The sequence below is a fragment of the Bradyrhizobium sp. LA2.1 genome (assembly GCF_040547725.1).
GTDB lineage: Bacteria > Pseudomonadota > Alphaproteobacteria > Rhizobiales > Xanthobacteraceae > Bradyrhizobium > Bradyrhizobium barranii.
On record NZ_JBEPQI010000010.1, the window covers coordinates 52320 to 74299 of the forward strand.

19 protein-coding genes are annotated in these 21980 nt (G+C 65.8%); 8 read left to right on the plus strand and 11 right to left on the minus strand.

Annotated elements, in window-relative coordinates; genetic code table 11:
* Positions 1 to 22 precede the first annotated feature (22 nt).
* The 8 genes from ABIB95_RS20790 to ABIB95_RS20825 are packed head-to-tail and all read right to left on the minus strand — an operon-like array spanning position 23 to position 8385.
* The gene (locus ABIB95_RS20790; RefSeq protein WP_354115746.1) at positions 23 to 742 is read right to left on the minus strand and encodes an ABC transporter ATP-binding protein; all 720 of its coding nucleotides are present in this window, start codon (positions 740 to 742) and stop codon (positions 23 to 25) included.
* On the minus strand, positions 735 to 1490 hold the full coding sequence (locus ABIB95_RS20795; RefSeq protein WP_354241639.1) for an ABC transporter ATP-binding protein: 756 nt from the start codon (positions 1488 to 1490) through the stop codon (positions 735 to 737). Before ABIB95_RS20795 ends, ABIB95_RS20790 begins: the two co-directional genes overlap by 8 nt.
* Positions 1487 to 2485, minus strand: coding sequence for a branched-chain amino acid ABC transporter permease (locus ABIB95_RS20800; protein WP_354241642.1), 999 nt, complete (start codon positions 2483 to 2485; stop codon positions 1487 to 1489). Before ABIB95_RS20800 ends, ABIB95_RS20795 begins: the two co-directional genes overlap by 4 nt.
* The gene (locus tag ABIB95_RS20805; protein ID WP_071911591.1) at positions 2482 to 3357 is read right to left on the minus strand and encodes a branched-chain amino acid ABC transporter permease; all 876 of its coding nucleotides are present in this window, start codon (positions 3355 to 3357) and stop codon (positions 2482 to 2484) included. The genes ABIB95_RS20800 and ABIB95_RS20805 overlap by 4 nt, the downstream gene beginning before the upstream one ends.
* 10 nt (positions 3358 to 3367) lie before the next feature.
* Positions 3368 to 4609, minus strand: a complete 1242-nt coding sequence (locus tag ABIB95_RS20810) for an ABC transporter substrate-binding protein (RefSeq protein ID WP_354241645.1) — start codon at positions 4607 to 4609, stop codon at positions 3368 to 3370.
* 22 nt (positions 4610 to 4631) lie between these two features.
* A complete protein-coding gene (locus ABIB95_RS20815) occupies positions 4632 to 7007 on the minus strand; it encodes a xanthine dehydrogenase family protein molybdopterin-binding subunit (RefSeq protein WP_354241648.1) in 2376 nt (791 codons plus the stop codon).
* On the minus strand, positions 7004 to 7528 hold the full coding sequence (locus ABIB95_RS20820) for a (2Fe-2S)-binding protein (protein ID WP_354241651.1): 525 nt from the start codon (positions 7526 to 7528) through the stop codon (positions 7004 to 7006). The genes ABIB95_RS20815 and ABIB95_RS20820 overlap by 4 nt, the downstream gene beginning before the upstream one ends.
* Positions 7525 to 8385, minus strand: a complete 861-nt coding sequence (locus tag ABIB95_RS20825) for an FAD binding domain-containing protein (protein ID WP_354241654.1) — start codon at positions 8383 to 8385, stop codon at positions 7525 to 7527. Before ABIB95_RS20825 ends, ABIB95_RS20820 begins: the two co-directional genes overlap by 4 nt.
* Before the next feature lie 257 nt (positions 8386 to 8642).
* Here ABIB95_RS20825 and ABIB95_RS20830 point away from each other — a divergent pair, with 257 nt between their 5' ends.
* Positions 8643 to 9263 carry a TetR/AcrR family transcriptional regulator gene (locus tag ABIB95_RS20830; protein WP_283017252.1) on the plus strand — a complete coding sequence of 207 codons (621 nt, stop codon included), beginning with the start codon at positions 8643 to 8645 and terminating at the stop codon, positions 9261 to 9263.
* A 7-nt stretch (positions 9264 to 9270) separates the two neighbouring features.
* On the opposite strand, the gene hutU is transcribed toward ABIB95_RS20830, so the two are convergent.
* The 3 genes from hutU to hutI are packed head-to-tail and all read right to left on the minus strand — an operon-like array spanning position 9271 to position 13725.
* Complete coding sequence (hutU, locus tag ABIB95_RS20835) at positions 9271 to 10941, minus strand: urocanate hydratase (RefSeq protein WP_354241656.1); 1671 nt, start codon at positions 10939 to 10941, stop codon at positions 9271 to 9273.
* A 13-nt stretch (positions 10942 to 10954) separates the two neighbouring features.
* Positions 10955 to 12514 carry a histidine ammonia-lyase gene (hutH, locus tag ABIB95_RS20840; RefSeq protein ID WP_354241659.1) on the minus strand — a complete coding sequence of 520 codons (1560 nt, stop codon included), beginning with the start codon at positions 12512 to 12514 and terminating at the stop codon, positions 10955 to 10957.
* Complete coding sequence (gene hutI, locus ABIB95_RS20845; RefSeq protein WP_354241661.1) at positions 12511 to 13725, minus strand: imidazolonepropionase; 1215 nt, start codon at positions 13723 to 13725, stop codon at positions 12511 to 12513. The genes hutH and hutI overlap by 4 nt, the downstream gene beginning before the upstream one ends.
* Before the next feature lie 82 nt (positions 13726 to 13807).
* Between hutI and ABIB95_RS20850 the strand changes: the two genes are divergently transcribed.
* The 7 genes from ABIB95_RS20850 to ABIB95_RS20880 all read left to right on the plus strand — a co-directional run bounded on the left by ABIB95_RS20850 (position 13808) and on the right by ABIB95_RS20880 (position 21978).
* Positions 13808 to 15166, plus strand: a complete 1359-nt coding sequence (locus tag ABIB95_RS20850; RefSeq protein ID WP_354241664.1) for a formimidoylglutamate deiminase — start codon at positions 13808 to 13810, stop codon at positions 15164 to 15166.
* Positions 15163 to 15891, plus strand: a complete 729-nt coding sequence (gene hutC / locus ABIB95_RS20855) for a histidine utilization transcriptional repressor HutC (protein ID WP_014493578.1) — start codon at positions 15163 to 15165, stop codon at positions 15889 to 15891. The genes ABIB95_RS20850 and hutC overlap by 4 nt, the downstream gene beginning before the upstream one ends.
* 105 nt (positions 15892 to 15996) lie before the next feature.
* Positions 15997 to 16941, plus strand: a complete 945-nt coding sequence (locus ABIB95_RS20860; RefSeq protein ID WP_354241667.1) for an ABC transporter substrate-binding protein — start codon at positions 15997 to 15999, stop codon at positions 16939 to 16941.
* A 72-nt stretch (positions 16942 to 17013) separates the two neighbouring features.
* A complete protein-coding gene (locus ABIB95_RS20865; protein WP_085405609.1) occupies positions 17014 to 17787 on the plus strand; it encodes an ABC transporter permease in 774 nt (257 codons plus the stop codon).
* On the plus strand, positions 17784 to 18569 hold the full coding sequence (locus tag ABIB95_RS20870; RefSeq protein ID WP_354241670.1) for an ABC transporter ATP-binding protein: 786 nt from the start codon (positions 17784 to 17786) through the stop codon (positions 18567 to 18569). The genes ABIB95_RS20865 and ABIB95_RS20870 overlap by 4 nt, the downstream gene beginning before the upstream one ends.
* Entirely contained in the window at positions 18562 to 19794 is a 1233-nt protein-coding gene (locus ABIB95_RS20875; protein ID WP_354241672.1) for a Zn-dependent hydrolase, read from the plus strand. Before ABIB95_RS20870 ends, ABIB95_RS20875 begins: the two co-directional genes overlap by 8 nt.
* 1023 nt (positions 19795 to 20817) lie before the next feature.
* Positions 20818 to 21978: an MFS transporter gene (locus ABIB95_RS20880; RefSeq protein ID WP_354241674.1), complete on the plus strand. Its 1161-nt coding sequence runs from the start codon at positions 20818 to 20820 to the stop codon at positions 21976 to 21978.
* Positions 21979 to 21980: the final 2 nt, after the last annotated feature.

Sequence of the window (21980 nt, forward strand, 5' to 3'; positions counted from 1 at the left end):
TCGCGTGCGGCCCTCGGAGCCGTCACACCGCGCAGTAGCGCTCCTGGATGTCCTTGTCCGCCAGCAGCGCCGCGGCGCTGCTTTGATGCACGACCTCGCCCTGGTCGATGATCACCGCCCGGTCGGCCAGCCGCAGGGCCCATTCGACGTTCTGCTCGACCAGCAGCAGTGTCTTGCCCTCGTCGCGCAGGCGGCGGAACAGCACGCCCATCTCCTCGACCAGGACGGGCATGATGCCTTCCGAGGGCTCGTCGAGCAGGATCATCTTGGGCTTTGCGATCAGCGCGCGGGCGATCGCGAGCATCTGTTGCTCGCCGCCCGAAAGCGTGACGCCCTCCTGATCGAGGCGTTCCTTCAGGCGCGGAAAGGTTTCGGCGATCTCGTCGATCGCGGCGCGCTCCTCGATCTCGCTTCCGGCCGCGACCAGGCCGAGGCGGAGATTTTCGCGCACGGAGAGACCGGGAACGATGCGGCGCTCCTCCGGCACATAGGCCAAACCGAGATGGAAGCGCTGATGAGCGCGGAGCGGCAGCAGTTCCTTGCCCGCAAAGCGCACGCGGCCGGTCGCCTTCGGCATCAGACCCATCATGGCCCGCAGCGTGGTGGTCTTGCCGGCGCCGTTGCGGCCGACGAGAGCGACCACCTCGCCCTCCTTCACGTGCAGGGAAATACCGTGCAGGATATGGCTTGCGCCATACCAGGCGTGGAGGTCATCGATTTCGAGCAGCGCGGTCTCAGCCATAGCCCTCACTCTGTCCGAGGTAAACCCGCCGGACTTCCGGGTTGCTCCTGATCTCGTCGGGCGCGCCGTCCGCCAGCAGACGGCCGTGATGCAGCACCACGACACGCTTGGACAGGCCGAGCACCATCTTCATCTTGTGCTCGACCAGCAGCACCGTGCGCTTCTCCGCGAGCCGTTCGAGCAGCGCGACCATGTCCTTGGTCTCTTCCGGACCCATGCCGGCGGTGGGCTCGTCGAGCAGGAGCAACTCGGGCTCCGAGACCAGCGCGATCGCGATCTCCAGCGCGCGCTGCTGGCCGTGCGAGAGGAATTTTGCCAATTCGGCGCGCTTGCCGAGCAGTCCGACCGCCTCGAGCGCCGCGTCGGCGCGCGCATTCAGCTCCGTCAGCCGGGCGCGGTTGCGCCAGATATCGTAGCTCACGGTCAGCGCTTGGGCCGCCACGCGCACATTCTCGTGCACGGACAAGTCCGGAAAGATGTTCGTGATCTGGTAGGAGCGCGAGATGCCCTGATGCACGAAGCGGTGCTGCGGCAGGCCGTTCAGCTCGCGGTCCCTGAAGTGCAGCGTGCCCGACGTCGGGGCCAGCGCGCCGGAGAGGATGTTGAAGAAGGTGCTCTTGCCAGCGCCGTTCGGCCCGATGATCGAGGTGAGCTGTCCCGCCGCAAAGGACACGGTAATGTCTTCGAGCGCGACGAAGCCGCCAAAATGCTTGCCGACCCCCTCGACGCGAAGCAGTTCGCCGCTCATGGCCGCGCCTTTCCGATGCCGAGCGTGTCGAGCAGCGTTCCCCAGATCCCCTTGGGCAGGAACAGCACGAACAGCACGAAGATCGCGCCGACAAAAATCTGCCAATGCGGCGTCCAAAGCGAGATGACATCCTCCAGGATCAGGAAGCTCGCCGCGCCGACGAAGGGCCCGAAGAAGCTGCGCGCGCCGCCGAGCAGCACCATCATCACGATCATGCCCGAGGTCTGGTAGTGCAAAAGATCCAGCGGCACGATCGAAAGGTGCAGCGCCAGCATGCAGCCGCCAAGCGAGGAGATCGCACCCGACAGCATGAACACGATCAGCTTGCTGCGCTCGACGTCATAGCCGCACGCCCGCGCCCGCTGCTCGTTTTCGCGGATCGCCTCGATGACGGCGCCGAACGGCGAGTTCAGGATCCGCGACTGGAACCACATCGCCAGCGCAGCGAAGGCCATCAGCACATAGTATTTGTTGACGGGGTCGAGGAAATTGACGGGGAAGCCGAACAGGCTGATGCGGTCGACGGTGAAACCGCGCAGGCCGTTCTCGCCGCCGGTGAAGGACGAGGCCTGCAGCGCGACGTAATAGACGAGCTGGGCCAGCGCCAGCGTCACCATGGAAAAATAGATGCCGCGGGTACGCGTCGAGACGATGCCGATTGCGGCGGCAAGGCCGGTGCTGAGGAGGACGGCGATCGGCACCGCGGCGAACCAGGGCACGCCATAGCGGCCGATCGCAATACCGGTGAAATAGGCGCCGGCTCCGAAGAACGCCGCCTGCCCGAACGACAGCAGCCCGGTGTAGCCGAACAGCAGATTGTAGCCCATCACCACGACGCCGTAGATCAGGACGTTGACGGCCAGCGCCTGCGACGGCAGCAGCCAGGGCAGCACGGCCAGCACCGCAATCGACAGCAGCACGCGCTGCTCGAGAAGCCAGCCGAGCCCGCGGGACGAGGGCTTGGCGACCGCTTCGCCGCTCGATGGTGACGTCACGCGGTCCTCCCTCTCACGCCGAACAGGCCTTGCGGGCGGATCAACAGCACAATCGCCATCAGCGCGAACATGACGATGGTCGCCATTTCAGGCGCGAACAGCGCCACCAGGCTGATGGAGATGCCGACCATGAGGCCGGCGACGACCGCGCCGACGATCGAGCCGAGCCCGCCGATCACGGTCACGACGAAGGCCTCCGCCAGTACCAGCGAGCCCATCTCCGGATTGACGCTGCGCATCGGACCCGCGAGCACACCGCCCAGCGCGGCAAGTCCGACGCCAAGGCCAAAAATCGCGAGCCAGACCCGGCCGATATCGACGCCGAGCACCTGCATGATGGTGGGATCGCGGGCGCCCGCGCGCACAATGAGGCCGATGCGGGTCTTCTCCAGCGTCAGCCAGAGCACCAGCAGCACCACCGCCACCAGCGCGATGACGAACAGGCGGTAGCGCGGGAAGAAGCCGATGCCGAGATCGAGCACGCCGACGAGCTGCGGCGGGGTCGGAAACGGAATGCCGTCGCTGCCGAACACGATGCGCACGCCCTCGACCAGGATGTAGCTGAGGCCGAAGGTGAGCAGCAGCGGATCGTCGATCGAGCGTCCATAGAGCCTGCGGATCAGGACGAACTCGATCAGCATGCCGAACGCGCCGATCAAAATGGGAGCGAGCAGCAATCCCCACCAGAAGCTGCCGGTGAGCGATGCCAGATACAGCCCCGCATAGGCCCCGATCATGAACAGCGCGCCATGGGCGAAATTGACCACCCCGAGCATGCCGAATACGATGGTCAGTCCAAGCGCAGTGATCACCAGGACCGCCCCAAGGGCGATCCCGGAAAGAAGCTGCATGATGATCAGCGACAGGTCCATCGGTTGAGGCTTACGTCGCGTGGCCGAGCTCGCTGCAACTGCGCAGCATATCGTCGGAACCAGAATCGTTGGCGAGAATCGCAAACAGATCGTTGTCATTCGCCATCGCGGACTTCTTCTTGGACTCCAGCACCAGCACCGACTGCACCGATTGGTGGTCGCATTTGCGGTAATGCTGCGGGCCCTTGGTCAAGTCATATTGCAGCTTCTCGAGGGCATCGACGACCTTGTCGGTGTCGGTACCGCCGGCGGCCTGTATGGCTGCCAGCAGCGATCCGACGCCGGAATAGCCGTAGGCGCCGTAATCGGTCGGAATTGCGCCGGCATTGGCGGCCTTGAACGCCGCGTTGAAAGCGGCCGCCGTCTTGCTCTGAGTCTCCAGGCCCCAGTAATAATTGGCGCCGCCGACCACGCCCTCGAACACGTCGGGGCCGACAGCGAGGCGCTGGTTGTGCAGGATGACGGGTACGACGATCTTCATCTGCTGCTTGACGCCGAAATCCACCGCCTGCTTGATCGCGTTGGCCTGGTCGCGGCCGAAATTGGAGATGCAGAGCACGTCCGGCCGCATCGACATCAGCCGTGGCATGAATGTGGAATAGTCGGCGGCGCCGAACGGATGCAGGATCTCGCCAACGTTATCAGCGCCGATCGCCGCCTGCGCGCGCTTGAAGCCGCGCAGCATCTCATGGCCATACGCATAGTCGGCCACGAGATGGGCGACCTTCATGCCCTTCTTCAGGGTCTGCCGCGCCACGGCGGCGGTCGTCATGTGCGGGTTCAGCGCCTCATGGAAGGTGTATTTGCTGAAATCCTTGGCCTCATTGATCGTGTCGGACTGGCTGATCGAGACGTAGATCACACCGCGGGCGCGGGTGACCTCGTTGACGGCGAGCTGCACCGCGCTGGAAAGCGCGCCCACCACGGCGTGGACCTTGTCCTTCTCGATCAGCTCCAGCGTCCGGGTCGCGGCCTCGCCGGCATTGAGCTTGTCGTCACGCACCAAGAGCTCGACCTTGCGGCCGCCGATGCCGCCCTTGTCGTTGACGAGCTTGACGGCGAGCTCGGCGCATTTGACCTGATCGCGCGCCTCAGCGGCGAACGGTCCGGTCAGCGGCGTCGGGAAGCCAATGCGAATCGTCTCGTCCGCGGCGCGGCCGAGCCGCGGCATGGCGAGCAGGGCGGCGCCGGCGGAGAGGCCAGCGAGCGCGGTGCGGCGGGATATTGTCGAGGTCGAACCGGATTTGGGCATGATTTCCTCCAACTGTCTTTTTTTAGAAACGTTTCAGGGCTTTCAGGACTTTTATGGGCGTGATCGGGATCGAATTGATCGTCGCGCCGAACGGCGTGAGCGCGTCGTTGACGGCGTTGAGCACGCAGGCGGAGGCCGCCGCCGTGCCGGCCTCGCCAACCCCCTTGGCTCCGAGCACGGTGTCGGCGGTCGGCGTCTCGACGTGGGCGATGACGATGTCGGGCATCTCCATCGGCATCGGAACGAGATAGTCGGCGAGCGAGCCGTTCATGAGCTGACCAGTCTCGCTGTAGCGGCATTCCTCGAACAGCGCCGCACCCAGCCCCTGGACGATGCCGCCGCGAAGCTGCTCGTCCACCAGCATCGGATTGATGACGCGGCCGCAATCCTCGACGATGAAGTGCTTCAGCACCTTGATGAAGCCGGTCTCGACATCGACCTCCAGCGAACAGCCCTGGATGCCGTTGGTGAAGGCGAACGGATAGCCCTGCGGCGCGAAATGATGGCTGACGGTGAGCTGCGCCTGTGTGCCGGGCGGCAAGGTGTCGGAGCGGAAATAGGCGATCCGCGCGATCTCGGAGATCGGCAACCGCTGGTTCCGGGTCACGGCGTCGACGACCTCACCATCGATGATGTCGAGTGCCGACGGCTGCTCCTGAAGAATGAGCGCGGCAATCTCCAGAATATTGCGCTTGAGCACGCGCGTGGCCCGCAGCGCGGTCTCGCCGCCGATGCCGGCGCCACGGCAGGCCCAGGTGGCGCCGCCATGCGGCGTCACCTCGGTATCTCCCGTGATGACCTTGACGTGTTCCTGCGCAAGGCCGAGCTGATCGGCCACAATCTGGCTGATGATCGCCTCGGTGCCCTGCCCCTGCTCGGTGACCGAGATCAGGCAGCGGACCTCGCCCGACGGCGTCAGGCTGAGGATCGCGCCGTCCTGCGACGAGATGCGCGCACCGCCGACGCCGTAGAAGGCCGGGCTGGGATTGGTGATCTCGACGAAGGCCGCAATGCCGATGCCGCGATAGCTGCCGCGCTTGCGCAAGTCGGCCTGCTCCGCGCGCAACGCCTCATAACCCATCATCTCGTGCAGGCGCTTCAGGCAGGCCTGGTGCGACAGCGCCTCGAAGCGATAACCGGTCGGCGAGGTCTGCGGATAGGCATCGTCGGCGATCACGTTCCGCGCGCGAATGTCGAAGGGATCGAGGCCGACCTTGGCCGCCGCCATGTCAACCAGCCGTTCGGTGACGGCGCAGGCGATGGGATGGCCGACGGCGCGATACTGGCTGGTCTGCACCTTGTTCTGGAAGATCACCTCCAGTGTGGCGCGATAGTTCTTGAAACGATAGGGCGCGCCGATCAGGCGGATCACCTGGTTGCCCTCGACCACGCTGGTGCGCGGATAGGTCGAGAACGCCCCGATCGCGGTCAGGTCCAGCACGTCCATCGCCAGAATCTCGCCCTTGGCATCGAGCGCCATGCGGGCGCGGACGCGATGATCGCGGGCGTGGATGTCGGAGACGAACGACTCGATGCGGTCGGCGACGTATTTGACGGGACGGCCGAGCAGGATCGACAGGCCGACCACCGCCATGTCCTCGTGATAGACATGCAGCTTCATCCCGAAGGAGCCGCCGATGTCGGTCGCGATCACGCGGACGCGGGCCTCCGGGATGCCGTAGTGGCGCGAATAGAGATCCTGGAACTGGTAGGGCGTCTGCGTCGCATGATGCACGGTGAGTGCGCCGGCGGCGGGATCGTAGTCGGAGACGATGGCGCGCGGCTCCAGCGTCACCGCGGTGTGGCGGCCGAAGGAGAACACTTCTTCCACCACGTGCGCGGCATGCGCAAAGGCGTCGTCAACGGCGCCATTGTCGAGCTGGGCCCGGAAACAGGTGTTATTGACACTGCCGGGATTGATCAGCGGGCCACCAACCTCTCGTGCACTGTCGATATCGACGACGACAGGGAGGTCCTCGTAATCGATCTCGATCAGCTCCAGCGCATCTTCCGCGATTGTCCGGCTCTCGGCGACGACGGCCACCACAGCCTGCCCGGCCCAGACCACGCGGTCGAGCGGCAATGGCAATTGCGGAGCCGACGTCATGCCCTTGAAGTGGTCGAGCGTGCCGGTCCAGGGCGTGCAGATCTTTGCGAGGTCCTCGCCGGTGGCGATGAGATGCACGCCTTCGAGTGCGCGCGCTTGCTCGGTATTGATGGCGACGATCTTCGCGTGCGCATGCGGACTGCGCAGGAACGCGGCATGGAGCATGCGCGGCAGGCGGAGGTCGCTGACATAGCGACCGCGGCCGGCGAGCAGCCGCTTGGCGTTCGGGCGCGGCACGGAGCGGCCGATATAGGAATTCGGGCGGTCGAGCGAGGTCAGCGGCGCGCTCATGTCGCGCCTCCATTTTCATTGCGCGCTTTGGCCACCGCGTCGATGGCGTCCACGATCGCCTCATAGCCGGTGCAGCGGCAATAGTTGCCCGACAGCGCGTCGCGGATCTCGTCGCGGCTGGGCAGCGCGATCAGCGAGAGCAACTCGTGCGCATTGACCAACATGCCCGGCGTGCAGAAGCCGCATTGCAGCGCGTTGCGGCGATGGAATTCGTCCTGGAGATCGGCAATCACGCCGCTCTCGGTAAGACCTTCGATGGTATTGATCTTGGCGCCATCGGCCTGCACTGCAAAGATCAGGCAGGAGTGCACAGCGCGGCCGTCGAGCTGCACCAGGCAGGCGCCGCAGGCCCCCATCTCGCAGCCCGCATGCGTGCCGGTCAGTTCGAGCGCGTTGCGCAGGCAATCGACCAGCGTCTCGCGCGGCGCCACCTCGCATGCGACCTTGCGGCCATTGACGACGAAGCGGACCCGCACGGTCTCGTCGGGGTCGTCCAAAAGGGTTTCGTCAAAACCGCTCATGCGCCCTCACCCAGACGTCCGAGCAGGCGGCCGAGCAGCACGCGGGCGAGATGCAGCCGCATCGCCGGCGGCACCTCGTCGCTGTCGGGCGGCGCGAGATCGCCTTCGAGCGCCGCTTGTGCGGCGGCGATACGTTCAGGATCCAGGTTCGAGCCGATCAGGGTTGCCTCAGCGCCCTTCACCCGCGTCGGTGTATTGCCGACCGAGAAGAAGGAAATGCGGATGTCGTCGATGCGTTCGGCTGTGAAAGTCGCAAGCATGCCGCATCCGACCAGCGCGTAGTCGCCGCGCCGGCGCGCCAGCTCGTCGAATGCAAAGCGCTGATCGGCCTTGAACAGCGGAACGTAGATCGCGGTGATCAGCTCACCGGGCTGCAATGCGGTCTCGAACAGCTCGACGAAGAAGTCGTCGGCCTTGATGCGCCGGCTGCCGGACAGGCCTGCGATCTCGATCTCGGCATCGAGCGCCAGGGTCATCGCCGGGAATTCGGAGGCAGGATCGGCGAGCGCGACGCTGCCGCCAATGGTGCCGCGGTTGCGGATCGCGGGATGGGCGACGAAGGGGGCGGCCGCATGCAGCAGCGGCGCGAACTCGGCGATCAGCGGCTCGCTCAGCATCTCGCAATGGCGCGTCAGCGCGCCGATGCGCAAGTAACCGCCTTCGCGCCGGACGCCGCGCAGCTCTTCGATGTGGGTGATGTCGATCAGCAACCGCGGCGCTTGTAGCCGCAGCGATAACGCCGGCACGAGGCTCTGGCCCCCGGCAATGAAGCGCGCGTCATCGCCGGCGCGGGCATGAGCATCCAGCGCTTGGTCGATCGTCGCAGCACGAAAATAGCTGAAAGCCCTCGCCTTCACCGCCGTTTCCTCGAGATCCGTCGGCTCATCAGCCGGGATGCCAGATTTGTAACCATCTGGTCTCAAAATCCTGACACGCTGCCGAGAGGCGGTCAACAGGAAATGACCATTTGGTCACAAATGCACCTTTAGGCTAAGAAGGCAGCCGGAGATTGCTAAACAGCGACGAAATGGCCCGAAAAGCGCAGAAACCAGCGAAGCGACCGGTCCGGAAGCGGACGGACACAGGCACCAAGTCCGCGCCAAAGCGCCGCAACATGCGTGCGGCCGACCGCGAGCGTGCAATCGTGGACGAGGCGATCCGCTTCTTCGCCGAGCATGGCTTCGAGGGCCAGACCCGCGAACTCGCCAAACGCATGGGCATCACGCATTCGGCGATCTATCGCCACTTCCCGAGCAAGGAGGCGCTGATCGAGCGGGTCTACCAGGAGGTCTATCTCAGCCGCTGGTCGCCCGATTGGGGGCCGATGATCCGCGACCGAACCTTGCCGCTCGAGGCGCGGCTGACGCGCTTCTATCTCGACTATGTCGAACGCGTGTTCGAGTACAATTGGGTGCGGATCTTCGTCTTCTCCGGCATGAAGTCGTTCGGCATCACCGGCCGTTATCTCGACATTGTCCGCCGCGAGATCATCGAGCCCGCGGCGGCCGAGCTGCGCCACGATCTGAAGCTGCCCGACGCGAAGTCCCATCCGCTCAGCGAACGCGAGACCGAGCTGTTCTGGGGCCTGCACGGCCGCATCTTCTATCTCGCCATCCGCAAGTTCATCTACGAGACGCCGATCCCGCCCGATCTCGACGCGATCGTCCGCGACGCCGTCCAGACCTTCATGGACGGCGCGAAGATGACGATGCCGAAGCTTTTGGCGCGCGACTGAAGCGTAACTACTTCGCCAGGCTCGGCAGATCGAGCCCCTTGTCGCGGGCACAATCGATCGCAGTCTCATAGCCCGCGTCGGCGTGGCGCATGACGCCGCTGGCGGGATCGTTCCACAGCACGCGCTCAATGCGCTTCGCGGCTTCCGGCGTGCCGTCGGCGACGATCACCATGCCGGCATGCTGCGAATAGCCGATGCCGACGCCGCCGCCGTGATGCAGCGAGACCCAGGTCGCGCCGCTGGCGCAATTGAGCAGCGCGTTGAGCAAAGGCCAGTCGGACACCGCATCCGATCCGTCCTTCATCGCCTCGGTCTCGCGGTTGGGGCTCGCCACCGAGCCGCTGTCGAGATGATCGCGGCCGATCACGATCGGCGCCTTCAATTCGCCACGTGCCACCATCTCGTTGAAGGCAAGGCCCAGGCGATCTCGGTCGCCAAGGCCGACCCAGCAGATCCGCGCCGGCAGGCCCTGGAACTTGATGCGTTCCCTGGCCATGTCGAGCCAGTTGTGCAGGTGCTTGTCGTCGGGCATCAGCTCCTTGACCTTGGCGTCGGTCTTGAAGATGTCCTCCGGATCGCCGGACAGCGCAGCCCAGCGGAACGGCCCGACGCCGCGGCAGAACAAGGGACGGATATAGGCGGGAACGAAGCCTGGGAAATCGAAGGCGTTCTTCAGGCCCATGTCCTGCGCCATCTGGCGAATGTTGTTGCCGTAGTCGAGCGTCGGAATGCCCTGCGCATGGAAATCCAGCATGGCCTGGACGTGCTCGACCATCGACGTCTTCGACGCTCGCTCCACCGCCTTCGGATCGGAGGCGCGCTTGGCTTCCCAATCGGCGAGCGTCCAGCCCTTCGGCAAGTAGCCGTTGATCGGATCATGCGCGCTGGTCTGGTCGGTGACGATGTCGGGCTTGATGCCGCGGCGCACCAGCTCGGGGAAAATCTCTGCGGCATTGCCGAGCAGGCCGACCGAAACCGCCTTCTTCGTCTTCGCGGCATCTTCCATGATCGCCAGCGCCTCGTCGAGCGTTGTAGCCTGTCGATCGAGATAGCCGGTACGCAGTCGCATCTCGATGCGGCTCGGCTGGCATTCGACCGCGAGCATCGAGGCGCCCGCCATGGTCGCGGCCAGCGGTTGCGCGCCGCCCATGCCGCCGAGACCGGCGGTGAGAATCCATCTTCCCGCGAGGCTGCCGCCATAGTGGCGCCGGCCGACCTCGACGAAGGTCTCGTAGGTGCCCTGCACGATGCCCTGGCTGCCGATATAGATCCAGGAGCCCGCCGTCATCTGGCCGTACATCATCAGGCCCTTGCGATCGAGCTCGTTGAAATGGTCGAGCGTCGCCCAATGCGGCACGATGTTGGAGTTCGCGATCAGGACGCGCGGGGCATCGGCATGGGTGCGGAAGACACCGACCGGCTTGCCGGACTGGACCAGCAGCGTCTCGTCATTCTCGAGCTTGCGCAAGGCAGCCGTGATGCGGTCAAAGCTCTCCCAGTCGCGCGCGGCGCGGCCAATGCCGCCATAGACGACGAGCTCGCTCGGACGCTCCGCGACATCGGGATCGAGATTGTTCATCAGCATGCGCAGGGGCGCTTCCGTCAGCCAGCTCTTGGCGCTGATGTCGCTGCCGCGGGGAGCGCGGATGGTGCGGTCATTGTCCAGTCGGCGGTTCATGCGGAGCACCTCTTTAGTCAAGTCTCGGAAACGGATCGGTTGGAAGCGCCGCGATCGCCACGGCCGGTAGCGCATCGGCTTCGATCAGCGCAGCCGCCTTGGCGAGATCGCCGGCCATGTAGCGGTCGGCGCCGAGCGCGGGCACATGCTCGCGAAGCGCAGCGATGACGGCAACGAGTGGGGCGCTGGTCGCATGCGGCGCGCGCAGCGTGATTCCCTGCGCGGCGACCAGGAGCTCGATGCCGAGGATGGCGGCGAGGTTGTCGGCCATGTCCGAGAGGCGACGCGCGGCGTGCGCGGCCATCGAGACATGGTCTTCCTGGTTGGCGCTGGTCGGGGCCGAGTCGATCGAGCAGGCAGCCGCACGCTGCTTGTTCTCGGCGTAGAGCGCGGCGGCCGTGACCTCGGCGATCATGAAGCCGGAATTGATGCCGGGATCGGGCGTTAGAAACGGCGGCAGGCCGAAATTGAGCGCGGGATCGACCAGCGTCGCGATGCGCCGCTCGCTGATCGCACCGATTTCCGACAGCGCCAGCGCGATGGCGTCCGCTGCAAAGGCGACCGGCTCGGCGTGGAAATTGCCGCCGGAGACGATCTCGCCGGTCTCGACCAGGACGAGCGGATTGTCGGTGACGGCATTGGCTTCGACGATGAGCGTGCGCGCGGCCTGCGTGATCAGGTCGAGCGCAGCGCCCGCGACCTGCGGCTGGCACCGCAGGCAATAGGGATCCTGCACGCGCTCGTCACCTTCGAGATGCGACAACCTGATATCGCTGCCGTCGAGCAACGCGGTCAGCGTCGCGGCCGCAGCGATCTGTCCTGCGTGACCGCGCAACGCCTGAATTTCCGGGCGGAACGGCGCCGTCGAGGCCATTGCCGCATCGACCGACAGCGCGCCAGTGACGAGCGCGGCGCGAGCCAGGCGAAACGCGCGCAGCACGCCGGAGACGGCGTAGGCGGTCGAGAACTGCGTCCCGTTGATCAGCGCGAGCCCCTCCTTGGGGCCCAGCGTCAGCGGCGCAAGTCCGGCGACGGCGAGTGCCTCACGGCCGGAGACAGTCTTGCCACCAACGATCGCCTGCCCCTCGCCGATCATCACCGCCGTCATATGCGCGAGCGGCGCAAGATCGCCGGAGGCACCGACCGATCCTTGCTGCGGCACCAGCGGATAGACGCCCTGCGCCAGCATGGCCTGCAACTGCTCGATCACCTCGCGACGCACGCCGGAGGCGCCGCGGCCGAGCGAGACGACCTTCAGCGCCATCATCAGCCGTACGATCGGCTCCGGCGTGACCGGGCCGACGCCGCAGCAATGCGAGACGATGAGATTGCGCTGGAGCAGCGCGGTCTGGTCGGGTGGAATCCGCTTCGAGGCCAGTTTTCCAAAACCGGTATTGATGCCGTAGACCGGCGCAGCGGCGTGTGCTGCCTTTGCGACGATCTCCGCCGCCGCCTCGACGCGCGGCCAGAATGGTGGATCGAGCACGACAGCGGCGCCTTTGAGCACGCGCGCGAGATCATCGAGGCTGACCGTTCCCGGCTTGACGATGATCGCCGCGCCCTGTTCCGTCACTGTCCCCTCCACACCCGGCGATGCAGCGGATTGAAGCCGATGCGGTAGACGAGCTCGGCGGGCCGCTCGATGTCCCAGATCGCGAGATCGCACCACTTCCCAGCTTCCAGCGTGCCGGTCTCATTGAGCACGCCGAGCGCACGCGCGCCTTCGCGGGTAACACCAGCGAGGCATTCGGCCACCGTCAACCGGAACAACGTCGCGCCCATGTTCATCGTGAGCAGCAGCGATGTCAGAGGCGAGCTGCCGGGATTGCAGTCGGTCGCGAGCGCCATGTGGACGCCGTGCTTGCGGAACGCCTCGATCGGCGGCTTTTGCGTCTCGCGGATGAAATAGAAGGCGCCGGGCAGCAGCACGGCGACAGTTCCGGCCTTCGCCATCTCGGCAGCGCCGGCCGCGTCGGTGTGCTCGAGATGATCGGCGGAGAGCGCCGAGAATTTTGCGGCAAGTGCTGCGCCGCCGAGATTCGACAGCTGGTCGGCATGGAGCTTGACCGGCAGCCCAAGCCCCCTCGCCGTCTCGAACACCCGCGCGGTCTGCTCGGCCGAGAACGCGATACCCTCCATGAATGCATCGACGGCATCGGCAAGACCGGCCTTTGCGACAGCCGGCAGCATTTCATGACACACGAGATCGATGTAGCGATCCTTGTCACCGCCGGCCTCCACAGGCAGCGCATGCGCCCCGAGAAAGGAGGTGCGGATCGCAACCGGCCGCTGACGGCCGAGGATGCGCGCCGCTGAGAGCTGCCGCATCTCGGTCTCGACATCGAGGCCGTAGCCGGACTTGATCTCGATGGTGGTGACGCCCTCGCCGATCAGCGCATCGAGCCGCGGCAGCGCGCTGGCAACGAGCTCGGCCTCGCTCGCCTTGCGAGTCGCGGCGACTGTCGAGACAATGCCGCCACCGGCGCGCGCGATTTCTTCGTAGCTTGCGCCCTTCAGGCGCAGCTCGAATTCATGCGCGCGATTGCCGCCGTAGACGAGATGGGTATGGCAATCGACGAGGCCGGGCGTGATCCAGCGCCCCTCGCAATCGATCCGCTTGATCGCATCTGCATCACCAGGAAAATCCGCCGCCGCGCCCGCATAGACGATATGGCCGCCGCGCGTGGCGATCACGCCATGCTCGATCTCGCCGAGATCGGGACGGTCGGCCCGCATCGTGGCGAGCCGGGCGTTGTGCCAGATCCGGTCGAAGCGCTCTGCCATGCAATGGTCCCTTCGTGGGATGCTTGACTTATATGTCTAGACATATAATCGTGGGGCGGTTCTGTCCAGCCGGCGTGTAATCATGACCCGACTGCATTTCGCCTCCGCGCTCCTGCCTTCCGGCTGGGCCAATGACGTGCAGATGGTGATCACCGCCGGCGCGATCGCCGAGGTGACGCCGGGCGTGGCGCCGGCCGCCGGCGACGAGCGTCACGGAATTGCGCTTCCGGGGTTGGCGAGCCTGCACAGCCACGCATTCCAGCGCGGCATGGCGGGGCTGGCCGAGCTGCGCGGCGATAGCACCGATACGTTCTGGACCTGGCGCGACACGATGTATCGCTTCGCGCTGACGATGACGCCGGACGATGTCGCCGCCGTTGCGACGCTGTTGTATGTCGAGATGCTCGAACAGGGCTTTACCCGCGTCGGCGAATTCCACTACCTCCACCACGATCGCGACGGCTCCCCTTATGCCGACCTCGCGGAAATGGCTGCGCGCATTGCACAGGCTGCCGAAGCTTCCGGCATTGCCCTGACGCTGCTGCCGAGTTTTTATGCGCATGGCTCCTTCGGCGGCGCCGCACCGCATGCCGGACAACGCCGCTTCATCTGCTCGGTCGATCAGTTCGCCGCGCTGATGGCAGCGTCACGCAAGGCGATCGCAAGCTTACCGGGCGCCAATATCGGCATCGCGCCGCACAGCCTGCGTGCGGTGACGCCGGACGAACTCGCGGCGATCATTCCGCTCGCCGACGGTGGACCGGTGCATATCCATGCCGCCGAGCAGGTGAAGGAAGTCGAGGATTGCCTGGCCTGGTCGGGACGACGGCCGGTGCAATGGCTGCTGGAACACGCGCCCGTTGATCAACGCTGGTGCCTTATCCACGCGACCCATACGACGGATGAGGAAGTCACCGCGTTCGCGAAGACCGGTGCGGTGGCGGGTCTCTGCCCCATCACGGAAGCGAGCCTCGGCGACGGCATTTTTCCGGCGCGCGAATTCGTCGATGCCGGCGGCGCGTTCGGTGTGGGCACCGACTCCAACGTGCTGGTCGGCGCAGCCGACGAGCTGCGTCAGCTCGAATATGGCCAGCGTCTCAAGCATCGCGAGCGCAACGTGCTCTCAGGCGGCGCAGGCCGCTCGACCGGACGTACGCTGTTCGATCATACGCTCGCCGGCGGTGCACGCGCGCTGGCACAGGCGACGGCTGGCCTCGGGCCCGGCGCACGCGCCGACATCGTCACGCTCGACACCGCACATCCGTCGCTCGCGGGACGTTTGCGCGACGCCGCCATCGACGGTTGGATTTTTGCCGGAGGGACCGGCGCGATCGATTGCGTCTGGGCCGGCGGCCACAAGGTCGTCGAAGGCGGACGACACAGACTGCGACAGACCGCGCGCGAGCGCTTCAACGCGGCGGTGCGGAGGCTTGTCGCATGAGCCTGGCCACCGATGCCGCCGACCAGCCGACGCTCTACAAGCGCATCCGCGCCGATATCGAGAAGCGCATCCTCACCGGCGAATGGCCGCCCGGGCATCGCATCCCGTTCGAGCACGAACTGGTCGCACGTTACGGCTGCTCGCGCATGACGGTGAACAAGGCGCTGTCGGAGCTCGCGCAGGCGGACCTGATCGAACGGCGGCGGCGCGCCGGCTCCTTCGTACGCCGGCCGCAGCATCTGTCCGCGGTGCTGAAGATCGCAGACATTCGCGCCGAGATCACCGCGCTTGGCCGCGGCTACGGCTACGAGCTGATCGGGCGCAAGCTGCGCGCGGCGACCGCCGCCGACCGCGAGCGTCTTGGTGTCAAGAAGGCCGGAAAGGTCGTTGCGATCACCTGCCGGCACAGCGCCGACAAGGTGCCGTTTGCCGTCGAGGACCGACTGATCGATCTGTCCTCCGTACCGGATGCAGCGACCGCGGATTTCTCGCGCGAGCCTCCCGGCTCGTGGCTGCTTCATCATGTCCCATGGACGGAAGCCGAGCATACGATCAGCGCCATCGTTGCGGACGATCGCACGGCGGAGGCGCTCGACATCGCCGTCGGCGCGCCTTGCCTCGTGATCGACCGCTATACCTGGCGCAGCGCGCGCACCATCACCGCAGTGCGCCTGCTCTATCCCGGTGACTCTCACCGCCTTGTCGCCCGATTCAAGGGAGGCTGAGAGAACGATGTCGGCACAAATCGTGCAACGCTTCGGGCAACGGTCCATCAGGACCGAATGATCAACAGGGACGTCAATCCATCGATCGGCAAGAGGACGACAATCATGCGTAGTTCGACAATTTTTGCGACAATCATTGCCCTCGCGGCCACCACTCCCGTGCTCGCCGACGACGTCAAGGTCGGCATTGGCATCTCCGGATGGACCGGCTTCGCGCCGCTCACGCTGGCGAAGGAGGCTGGGATCTTCAAGAAAAATGGTCTTGACGTGACGATCAAGAAGATCCCGCAGAAGGACCGCCACCTCGCGATCGCCTCCGGCGACGTCCAGTGCGCGGCCACGACCGTCGAGACCTGGATCTCGTGGAACGCCAATGGCGTTGCGACCAAGCAGATCTTCCAGCTCGACAAGAGCTACGGCGCCGACGGCATGGCCGTGCGCAACGATCTCGCATCGATCAAGGACCTCAAGGGCAAGACCGTCGCGGCTTCCGCGCCCGGCACCTCGCCCTATTTCGCGCTGGCCTGGATGCTGAAGAAGAACGGGCTCTCGGTGAAGGACGTCACCGTCGTGAACCTCGAGCCGGCCGCGGCCGCGCAGGCCTTCGTCTCCGGCCAGAACGACGCCGCGATGACCTATGAGCCGTATCTGTCGACGGTTCGGGCCGCGCCCGACAAGGGCAAGATCATCGCGACCACGCTCGACTATCCGATGGTCATGGACACCTTTGGCTGCACGCCGAAGTTCCTCACCGAGAACCCGAAGGCTGCCAAGGCGCTCGCCGACAGCTATTTCGAGGCGCTCGACATGATCGGCAAGGATCAGGCCAAGGCCTATGAGATCATGGGTGCCGATGTGAAGCAGACCGGCGAGGCGTTCGGCAACTCGGCAAAATATCTGCGCTGGCAGGACAAGGCCGCGAACCAGAAGTTCTTTGCCGGCGATTTCCTGACCTTCAACAAGGAGGCCGCCGACCTCCTGCTCGAGATCGGCATCATCAAGGCCGCGCCGAAGGTCGAGGACCTCTTCGACGCGAGCTACATCAAGTAAACCCTTCAGGAGCTGCCGGCCCCGTCTCGCGGCGGGGCCCGAAAACTCGTTCACCGCCCGGATAGATCGTTGATGCGTCCCCTGGATCCCGTGACATCGAAGCAGCGCGTGGCTTACGGCCTCGCGTTCTTCGTGCTGTTCGTCGCCCTCTGGTCGTGGGCAACGCTCGGCGGCCATGTGTCGAAGACCTTTCTCGCCAACCCGCTGACCATGATGCAGGAAGGCTATGACCTGCTCGCCAAGCAGGGCTTCCTGTTCGACATCGGCATGACGATCTGGCGCGTCGTCGGCGGCTTCGCGCTCGCTGCGATCATCGCGGTTCCGCTCGGCGTGCTGATGGGCGCTTACAAGCCGGTCGAAGCGTTCCTCGAACCGTTCGTCTCCTTTGCTCGCTATTTGCCTGCCTCGGCCTTTATCCCGCTGCTGATCCTGTGGGCCGGCATCGGCGAATTACAGAAGCTGCTCGTCATCTTCATCGGCGCGGTGTTCCAGATCATCCTGATGATCGCCGTCACCGTGGGCACCACGCGGCGCGATCTGGTCGAGGCGGCCTATACGCTCGGGGCCAGCGACCGCGGCATCATCCGCCGGGTGCTGCTGCCCTCCTCCGCACCCGAGATCGCGGAGATTCTGCGGCTGGTGCTGGGCTGGGCCTGGACCTATGTCATCGTCGCCGAGCTGATTGGCTCGTCCTCGGGCATCGGCCACATGATCACCGACAGCCAGGCGCTGCTCAACACCGGCCAGATCATCTTCGGCATCATCGTGATCGGAGTGATCGGTCTCCTCTCGGACTTCATGTTCAAGGCGTTCAACGCCTGGCTGTTTCCGTGGAGGCTCGCATGACCACGCTGAAGATCGAACAGGTCTCGCGAACCTTCCCCGCGCGCCACGGCAACGCGCCGACCAGGGCGCTGGAGCCGACCGATCTCACCATCGGCAACAACGATTTCGTCACCATCCTCGGCCCCTCCGGCTGCGGCAAGTCCACGCTGCTTCGCATCGTCGCCGGTCTCGACCGGCCGACCAGCGGGCGCGTCACGCTCGACGGGCGCGAGGTGACCGGCCCGGGCGCCGATCGCGGCATGGTGTTCCAGTCCTACACGCTGTTTCCGTGGCTGAGCGTGCGCGAGAACATCGCCTTCGGCCTGCGCGAGCGCGGCGTGCCCGAGGCGGAGCGCAACAAGATCGCCGATGCCTTCATCCGCCAGGTCGGGTTGTCCGGCTTCGAGAACCACTGGCCGAAGCAGCTCTCCGGCGGCATGCAGCAGCGCACCGCGATCGCCCGCGCGCTCGCCAACGATCCGAAGATTCTCTTGCTCGACGAGCCCTTCGGCGCGCTGGACAACCAGACCCGTGCCCTGATGCAGGAGATGCTGCTGGGCATCTGGGAGCGCGACCAGAAGACCGTGCTGTTCGTCACCCACGACATCGAGGAAGCTATCTTCCTCGGCAGCCGCGTCATCGTGATGAGCGCGCGCCCCGGCCGCATCAAGGCCGAGATCAATGTGGACCTGCCGCATCCGCGCTCCTACAAGATCAAGACCACGCCCGAATTCGTCCAGCTGAAGGAACGGCTGGTCGAGGAGATCCGCTCCGAGGCGCTGAAGGTTGCCGAACATGCCTGACACCAAGCCGCGTGCCGATGGGCAACGCGTTCTCGCCGATCTCAATGCGCTCCGTGCCATCGGCGCCTACAAGACCGGCGTGCACAAGCCGACCTTCTCCGAGCCGCACAAGCAGTCGCTCGACTGGCTGGTGCAGAAGCTGCCCGACGCCGGCCTTACCGCCGCGATCGACGGCATCGGCAATGTGTTCGGCACCAGCACGAAGCCGGGGCCGAAGCTGCTGGCGGGATCGCATCTGGAAAGCCAGAACTACGCCGGCTGGCTGGATGGCCCGCTCGGCGTCATCTACGCGCTCGAAGCGGCCCGCGTGCTCAATGCCGACCCGTCCGTGAAGGGTGCGGTCGAAATTGCCGCCTGGTGCGACGAGGAAGGACACTTTGGGCACTTCCTCGGCTCGCGCTCCTATGTCGGACAGGTGACCGAGGCCGACATCGATGCCGCCCGCGACCGCACCAGCGGCCGCACCATGCGCGACGCACTCGCCGACATGGGGCTCTCGGGCCGCGCCCGCGTCGCCGCCGAGCCGGGACGCCACATCGGATATCTGGAGGCGCATATCGAGCAGGGCGACACGCTCGAAAGCGGCAAGCTCGCGATCGGCGTGGTGACCTCCATCGTCGGCATCTGGCAGTACCAGATCAATTTCGTCGGCGAGCAGAACCATGCCGGCACCACCCGCATGGCGGCGCGGAAAGATGCCGGCCTCGCGCTGGCCAAGTTCTGCGTCGCGATCGACGAGCGGTTCCCAGGCGCCTGTGGCGCGCGCACGGTCTGGACCACCGGCCGCATCACGCTCGATCCCGGCGCGCCGAGCATCATTCCCGGCGGCGCCGAGATGCTGTTCCAGATCCGCGACGACAATCCGGCGGTCATCGCGCGGCTGGAGGAGCTGCTGCGCACCATGGCGGAAGAGGCCAACGCGAAGGGCCCTTGCACCGTCACCGTGGAGAAGATTCGCACCGGCGCGCCCGCGATGATGAACGCCGGCTTCCAGGACGCCATCGAAGCCGCGAGCAAGGCCCTTGCCAGCGGACGATCCATTCGCATGCCCAGCGGCGCCGGCCACGACGCGCAGTTGCTCGCGACCGTCATGCCCGCGGCCATGCTGTTCGTGCCGTCGATCGGCGGCATCAGCCACCACTGGACCGAGAACACCGCCGACGCCGACATCGTCACGGGCGCGCAGGTCTTCGTCGACGCCTGCCGGCGGCTCCTCGGTGGTTAGAACGACGTGCCGCCGCATCTGAACTCCTGGACGATGTCGTACTTGCCCTTCGTGATCGGCACGGCATAGCCGAAGCGCAGCGTTCAACCACACCCGCCTCTGGAATGCTGGGTCGCCCGCCTTCGCGGGCGATGACAGCGCGTGTTACAGACACACCTTCGCATCCTCGCAGCGCATTTCGCCCGAGCTTTGCTTGATCTCTCCACCCTCGAAGCCAAGAGGGCGCAGGGAAGGCCGGGTGCTGACCTCGCACCCGCGGTCCGCTGCGCGAAAGGTAGCGCAAGGAAACCGCACAGCAGCATACAGGTGGTGCCAATCACTCGGCCTTCCCTGCGCAGTGGTTGGACGGCTTATGCCGTGCTCTCCCGGGAGCCGAATTCCTTCTGGTCTCCCTCACGCTTGCAAAAGTCACCAGCACCGCGCCGGTTGACGCGACTGCCGCATTCGCAAAGCACTTGACCGTAGCAACGACGGCCAGGACGACACGGTTTTGCCGTACGCACGGCCCGCCATTTCGTCGCAGTTTTTCCAGCCCTGTCGACAGAGCCGGAAACTTACAGACGAGACGAACCTGACAGCGCCGCTCATCCAGCACGAAGTTTTGGGCTCACGGAGAGCAATCCGCCCTGCCCTTAACCTCTCGCGCCCGACGCTGTCGCGTCCACCGCAAGCCCGGCTCGCGACAGTGACGACACAAGATCGCCCCTCTTGGTGAGCCGGGATGGACGACACATACGCCATTTCCGAATTTCGGTAAAGTGGAATATTCTTGCAAGCGCGGCTTGACACCGGCGCAGATCGGAATGACCCGGTGTTTTGCCCGACGGCCGGGCCCGGCGGCGCGCTCGCGAATCCGGCGGCGCGCTTACGAATATCGTCCCGAACGCAACACGCTTCGGAACCCAGGTTGACGTCGCGCCGTTCTTGAGCACTATCTGCGACAATTCGAGCACGCCTCGGACATAAAGGCGCGGCAATCTCAGGGCTTGTCGATCGCCCCCGCCCTGCTTCCCCGGAGTTCCCATGCATTCTGCCGACCGTCCGGCAACGCGCCTCGCGACGCGGCTCGCCTTTCTCGTCGCGGGCTTCGGCATCGCATGCTGGGCGCCGCTGGTGCCGTTCGCAAAGACGCGGCTCGGCGTCGATGACGGCGTTCTTGGATTGCTCCTGCTCAGCCTCGGCATCGGCTCGGTCGTCGCGATGCTTCTGACCGGAGTCATGAGCGCGCGCTACGGCAGCAAGCCGATCATCATCGCGGGCGGACTCGGTCTGGCCCTGGCGCTGCCCCTGCTGGCGATCGCGAGCTCGCCTGCAACGCTGGCGCTGGCCCTGTTCGCTTTCGGCGCCGCGCTCGGCTCCATCGACGTCGCCATGAACATTCATGCGGTCGAGGTGGAGCGCGACGCGGGCCGCCCGCTGATGTCCGGCTTCCACGCGCTGTTCAGCATCGGCGGCTTCGCGGGATCCGCCTTGATGACTGCGCTGCTCTCGTTGCAACTCGGCGCGCTCGCCTGCACGCTGATCTGCTCCGTGCTGATGCTGGTCACGATGCTGGCGGCCTGGCCGCGCCTGCTTCGTTCGGTGCAGGTGCAGGACGGACCGCTCTTCGTGCTGCCGCATGGCTCCGTGCTCCTGCTGGCTCTGCTCGCCGCTATCACTTTCCTCGTCGAGGGCGCGATGCTCGATTGGGGCGCGCTGCTCGTCATCGGCGCCGGCCTCGTCTCGGAAGTGCAAGGCGGGATCGGCTACATCGTGTTCTCGATCGCGATGACCGCGGGGCGGCTCGGCGGCGACGCCGTCGTCGCACGCATCGGGGATCGCGCGACATTGTTCTGGGGCAGCATCATTGCGATCGCGGGCTTCGTAGTCCTGCTCAGGGCGCCCGTAGCGGCTGTCGCCATCGGCGGCTTCCTGCTGATCGGCCTCGGTGCATCGAACCTCGTGCCGGTGCTGTTCCGCCGGGCGGCCAGGCAGACTGTGATGCCCACGGGGCTCGCCGTCGCCGCCATCACGACCGCAGGCTACGCGGGCATCCTCATCGGTCCCGCCGGCGTCGGCTTCGTCGCACGGCTTGGCGGATTGCCGACAGCGTTCTGGCTGCTGGCCGCGCTGATGTGTCTCGTCGCGCTGTCGGCGCGCATGGTCACGGCGGAGGGCCGGCAGACGTCGCGCGTGGAGGCCTGAGC